Raw genomic sequence first — 4943 nt, forward strand, 5'->3', positions numbered from 1 at the left:
GAGCGGCTGAAAATCGACCCGGCGTCGTATGTCAAATTCATCAACCGAAGCCAGAAAACCCGGTTCGGCAACTTCATCGGGCCGCTTGAAAAAATGCGAGACCTGGCCGAGCGTTTTGGAAAGTCCTTCCTCAAGGGCCAGACGGCCGCCGCGCAGCTGTTCAGCCCAGGCTAGAACCGTGTTTCAGATCTCTGCTCAAGTGGTCGAAAGGCCAGGTTCCGCATGCCTGCGATTTGTGATTTTTGCCGAGATTGACCAGAAGATCGCCCGAAAAGCGATATCTCTTGTCGGTCTTCGCCCGTGAGCTGAGCACCGCCAGTCAAATTCACGACGCTTCTTATTCGATGGGTGTCCGGGTTGTCAGTGTCAGTGTCTTATCAGGGGAGACGCTGTGCATGGGTGTCCGGCATCTCCCGGCATCTCTCTTAGGTGTCTGGTCTGTCTCATTGAATGGACTCGAACAAGCTCTTCCCGACAGTTGTTCAGAGGTTCCCTAGAAAGGATTTGGTCCATATTCGGCGGGGAAATACATCAAGATCAGCGACAGGTCTTTGGCATTTGCGTTGCCATTGCCTGTGGTTTCGCTCCCCATCAAGTAGATTTCATGCTCTCCCGCCGTCACAGAAAATGCGGAAATCGCTGTCGCCGCAAGATCGAGATTATTGAAGTCGTCATTGGCAGCGACCTGAGTTGGGCTGACGCTGTGAAAACCGAGGTTTCGAGAAACCGAAAACAAGACTCTCGGGCCCGGAACGGCAAAACTGTGCGACAGATTGAAGGTCCCTTTGCCGATCGCGACGATGACGCCGTCATCTGGCGCGGTAATCGTTTGAGAGCCCAAATTCGTAACTGAGCTGTCCAATGACGTTTGCGTGAAGAACGCACTGCTGGTTACTCCAGCGGGCTCGGTATCGGACCCTACTGGCTCACAAATGACCGTGCCATCGGATTGGATCGACCGGATTGCATCGCCGACGTTGCAGCTCTCAGATACCCGGCGCTGGACTTCGGAGGGATTGATTTCAGCTTGACCGACGGTTCCGGCGGCCACGAATTCTGAATGAACAGCATACGGCACCGCAGTCAGTTTTTGCCTTGGGGCGAGCTCTGTCAGCGCATTGGTGCTAGCGCCTTCGCGAACACGCAAATCCAGCCAGAGATCACTGCCGTCAAAGGGTGATAGACCAAAATCCAAACTGACGGTAAAAACACCCTCGCTCACCTCCAGATCATCGACGCTCAACGCAATGCCGCCGATGGGTGAACCGCCCGCTACGGTGTCGAACAATCGAAACTCGAAATCGTAGGGACCGTCGGCCGGCGAACCACTCACCGAGAGCTGGCCCTGGTACGTAAATTCGGTTCCAACACCGTGCGCTGATCCCGAATAAAGGAAAACGGTTAAAACAAGGAGGTATGAAATGCGCTTCATGGGGTTATCCCTCGTATCCATCGACGAACAGGAACCCTTCATCATTTCTGGGCCAGAACCCTCCGTAGACCTGAAAGGTTGCGCCGCTTGCGGGTTCAATGCGAGCTTCCGGCTGAGCAATCGTGCCGATGACTTCGAAGACTCCTCCGCTGGAGATTCGCCCGCCCGCGTCTATGGTGGATTTTTCGAGAACGAAATCGCCGCCTTGCGACTGTGCAGATCCTGACAGGCTTGGGACGCCAAATGCCATCAATGCAAGCAGTATTATCAATAGACATTCCCTTGCGGAGGGACTGAGCGAGCCGCTACTGGCCAGGAGGTTCTCGTCAGCACATCGGCAATTGGAAGTTAGTTCAGCCATGAAACCCTGAGTTGCGGTTTAGATACGCATAATGCGGTATCAGTATAGCGTATGTGCATTTAAAGAACAGTTGACGCAGCAATCGGCTATGCAGCGATTCCGAAAGCCGATTGCAGCCAGCCGGATGATGCACGGCAAGGATATGATGCTGCCTTCGAAGAACTTGGGCGCGGCATGAGCAAATTGGTGACTCAAAAGTGACCGTGCATGGCGGTCATGCGGGTGATACCGTTGGCAAAATCGCATCGGTCGCCCAGGGGACCTCGGGCACAAGACATGACGCACCAGCATCCGTTTTTCCTGAAATCGCATGCGGAACAGAAGCGTTTTCAGGCGAGGCTCGTATCGGTTTCGCTGTTGTTCATCGGCGCCGTCAGCGCCCTGCTTTACCTGGCCGGTCTGCTGCCGCTGATCTTCCTCGTGTTCGCCCTCGTGTTGAGCATCATCGCCCCGTTCCTGGACGTTCCAGCCATGGTCAGGTCCGGCAAGCTGCGCTACTACTCCCCGTTCCTGCTCGGCGAGGCCGAGCGGAATTCGACCCTGGTATTGCACGCCGGAACGCTGTTCGATTTCTGGTTTCTGTTTAGAAAGGACATGTCGGCAAGCGAGCGAAAACGCCTGGCGATGGCCGGGATGATCGAGGGCATGATCAACCTGATCGATGAGCACAAGCGAGCTGACCGGCGCGATCTTAAGGTTCGAACGACGAGCTATATCCTGAACGAAAGAAGCGCCGCGAAGCTGGGCCTGGAAAAACGGCCTACGGACGGAATTCAGACGCTGATCCTCTACTACAACTACTTCAATCTCGCGGCCAGTTATTCCCTGCTCAACCGTCGGCTTGCCTTCCTGTCGATCAAGTCGGTACAGACCTTCGAAGGCAGCATGGCTGTGCTGGCCGAGCGCAGGCCGTTTCTCGAGAAACTCAAGAACAGCCGCCGCCTTGCCATGCCGACCGGGGCGACTTCCTGACGACGTCACCAGGACCATTACCAGCCGCTCTCCGCCTCCATGCATGAATCAAGACCTGACCCCAAGAATACCCGACGCGAGAAGGACAACGCAGATTCCAATGGCGATTTTTCGTTTCATGTCGCACATATACCTGAAAGTTCAGCATACCCACCGATAATCTGCAAGTTCACGCGATAACTCTCTCAGGCACATGACGCCCCGCATCAGCCGGGCATGGATGTGTGCGTAGCGAGCAGCCATGCCTCCGACTGCATGCGATTGTTATGTTTTGGGTGCCTTTTTTGCTGTAACAAAATAACTAGATGCTCCTTTGAATATTTTTTCAGACTCAATTGTCTGAAACTTCCCGATTGCTAGTAATTCGTCTATGTCTGTGCTTTTTATCCTTCTGATAGGAATAGGAATTACTCCTAATTTACACAATACCCGAACAAACTGTATCTGGAGGTTAACCAAAAATGACATCTTTTGCCCTAGACAAGGCGTTGTAGAAATAAATAGGCCATCATGTTTTAACAGGTCATTAACTCGTTGCACAACACTCTGTGGATTGGGTACGGTATGCAACATGTTAAAGGCCAGAATTACGTCAAACGACTCATTTTGATATTTACTATCGAAAATATCCGCCTTCTCGAAATTTACGTTATCAACTTCACTAGCAGCTAATTTATCTTTCGCTATCCGAATCATCTCAGATGAGATATCGATACCATAAATCTCTTCCACCAGACTGGCGAACTCGCAGGATGCAGTGCCAGTACCGCATCCGTAATCCAACACGATTTGGCTTTCTTTGAGATATTTTCTAGTGTTTTCCCTGGCCTTTTTATGGATGTATTCAAAACGTTCTTCTGTTTTGTCGTAATTCTTTGAAGCTTTATCCCAAAACTCTTCGGATTTATTCAATATTTATTGCTCCGTGAGAAAAACGTCGCCGAGTTGAGAGGCACTTGAGGGCGGCCGACCGAAGCGGTAGCTGCGGTCAAGCGTCCGGCTCCAACGACTTGTTAAATGGCCGGCGGTATCGGCTCTCATTGATCCCCAACCGGCTCCAATTTTCGGCGAGCAGAAACCTCATAGCTCCAATAGTTTCTGGATTGCAATTATGTAAAAGTTTGTAGCGCCAACAGCAAGCACGAGAAGCAATGAAGCAGTATATGAGAACGAATAACCGAAAATAGGCATTTGCAAGATATTCGAAGCTAAAAGGCCCGATGCCGCCACGGCGCAGCTCCAACCAATGAGCAAATTGTTCCAAGGGATATTTTTTCTAGCCGTATCCGGCAACTGAAAATGCCGGACCGCAGTGTACGCCGCTATGCTGCCAATCATGACAATGAATGCGGCACTACTAATGACCCATACCTGTACAATATCCAAGTTGGTTTCAGCGATAGCTATGGGCAATAGGGACATGGAGATCCCCGCGAATCCGACCAGCACCATCACTCGTATTCTTATTGCATCCTCCGCTGGAAATTTCTCCTCGCGTCGAACGAGGACAAGAAATATTGCAATGAAGCCAACAAGCGCCGCCGCGACTTCCGCGAATACGCTTAGGTGTTCGAACGAAGAATCCATAGGCTACCTAATGCCTAGCTAAGCGGCCGCCGGGCGCCTAGCGTCCTGGCGGTCCGAGGGAAGGAAGTGGCGGGCTTGAGCGCCAAGTCAGGCGCCTCAGCACAATGACGATCAGGACTCTTCTTCATCCTTGCCAGCGTCATTTGACTTCGGTGCCGACATGGCAGTGCCGATACCCACACCCACCGCTATTCCAATGGCAATTCCAGCGCCTATGTTGTCCATTGCGGCCCCTATGGCAACACCGACGCCAATTCCTATCGCAATGCCTGCACCCATGTAGTTGGTTGAAGTATTTTTCATATATCAGCTTCCGTTTTACGCCTAACTAGAAAATACTTGGCGCATGGTGTTTTTATCGAGTATCAGGGAGACGCTGTAGATGGGTGTCCGGCATCTCTCTTATGTCTTCACGCATGATCAGTCTGTGACTTTTTCAATTAACGCCTCAGCATCAAATAGGGCCACCTGCCGATCGACTAGCTCGCCTTCACTGTTGAAAAATAACAGGTCGGCTGAGCGAGTCTGATACTGCTCTTTGAAATCATCCCTCGTAGGGTCTCCCGCTCTGACGACCAGAAAATTAGCTTG

The 4943-nt window shown here is 51.9% G+C and carries 6 protein-coding genes; 1 reads left to right on the forward strand and 5 read right to left on the reverse strand.

What is annotated here, in order from left to right; translation table 11 throughout:
- Window positions 1-493: 493 nt before the first annotated feature.
- Together VJ956_RS07675 and VJ956_RS07680 are read right to left on the reverse strand one after the other, a co-directional pair.
- Window positions 494-1432, reverse strand: coding sequence for a hypothetical protein (locus VJ956_RS07675; protein WP_324083494.1), 939 nt, complete (start codon window positions 1430-1432; stop codon window positions 494-496).
- Window positions 1433-1436: 4 nt separating this feature from the next.
- The gene (locus tag VJ956_RS07680; RefSeq protein ID WP_324083496.1) at window positions 1437-1703 is read right to left on the reverse strand and encodes a hypothetical protein; all 267 of its coding nucleotides are present in this window, start codon (window positions 1701-1703) and stop codon (window positions 1437-1439) included.
- Between the two features lie 366 nt (window positions 1704-2069).
- On the opposite strand from VJ956_RS07680, the gene VJ956_RS07685 reads away from it, so the two are divergent.
- Window positions 2070-2765: a hypothetical protein gene (locus VJ956_RS07685; RefSeq protein WP_324083498.1), complete on the forward strand. Its 696-nt coding sequence runs from the start codon at window positions 2070-2072 to the stop codon at window positions 2763-2765.
- 264 nt (window positions 2766-3029) lie between these two features.
- Here the strand turns inward: VJ956_RS07685 and VJ956_RS07690 are convergent, their stop codons facing one another.
- From VJ956_RS07690 to VJ956_RS07700, 3 genes are all read right to left on the reverse strand, one after another.
- A complete protein-coding gene (locus VJ956_RS07690; protein WP_324083500.1) occupies window positions 3030-3677 on the reverse strand; it encodes a class I SAM-dependent methyltransferase in 648 nt (215 codons plus the stop codon).
- Between the two features lie 168 nt (window positions 3678-3845).
- Entirely contained in the window at window positions 3846-4352 is a 507-nt protein-coding gene (locus VJ956_RS07695; RefSeq protein ID WP_324083502.1) for a hypothetical protein, read from the reverse strand.
- A 111-nt stretch (window positions 4353-4463) separates the two neighbouring features.
- The gene (locus VJ956_RS07700; RefSeq protein ID WP_324083504.1) at window positions 4464-4655 is read right to left on the reverse strand and encodes a hypothetical protein; all 192 of its coding nucleotides are present in this window, start codon (window positions 4653-4655) and stop codon (window positions 4464-4466) included.
- Window positions 4656-4943: the final 288 nt, after the last annotated feature.

It is taken from the genome of Marinobacter sp. (assembly GCF_035268745.1).
GTDB lineage: Bacteria > Pseudomonadota > Gammaproteobacteria > Pseudomonadales > Oleiphilaceae > Marinobacter.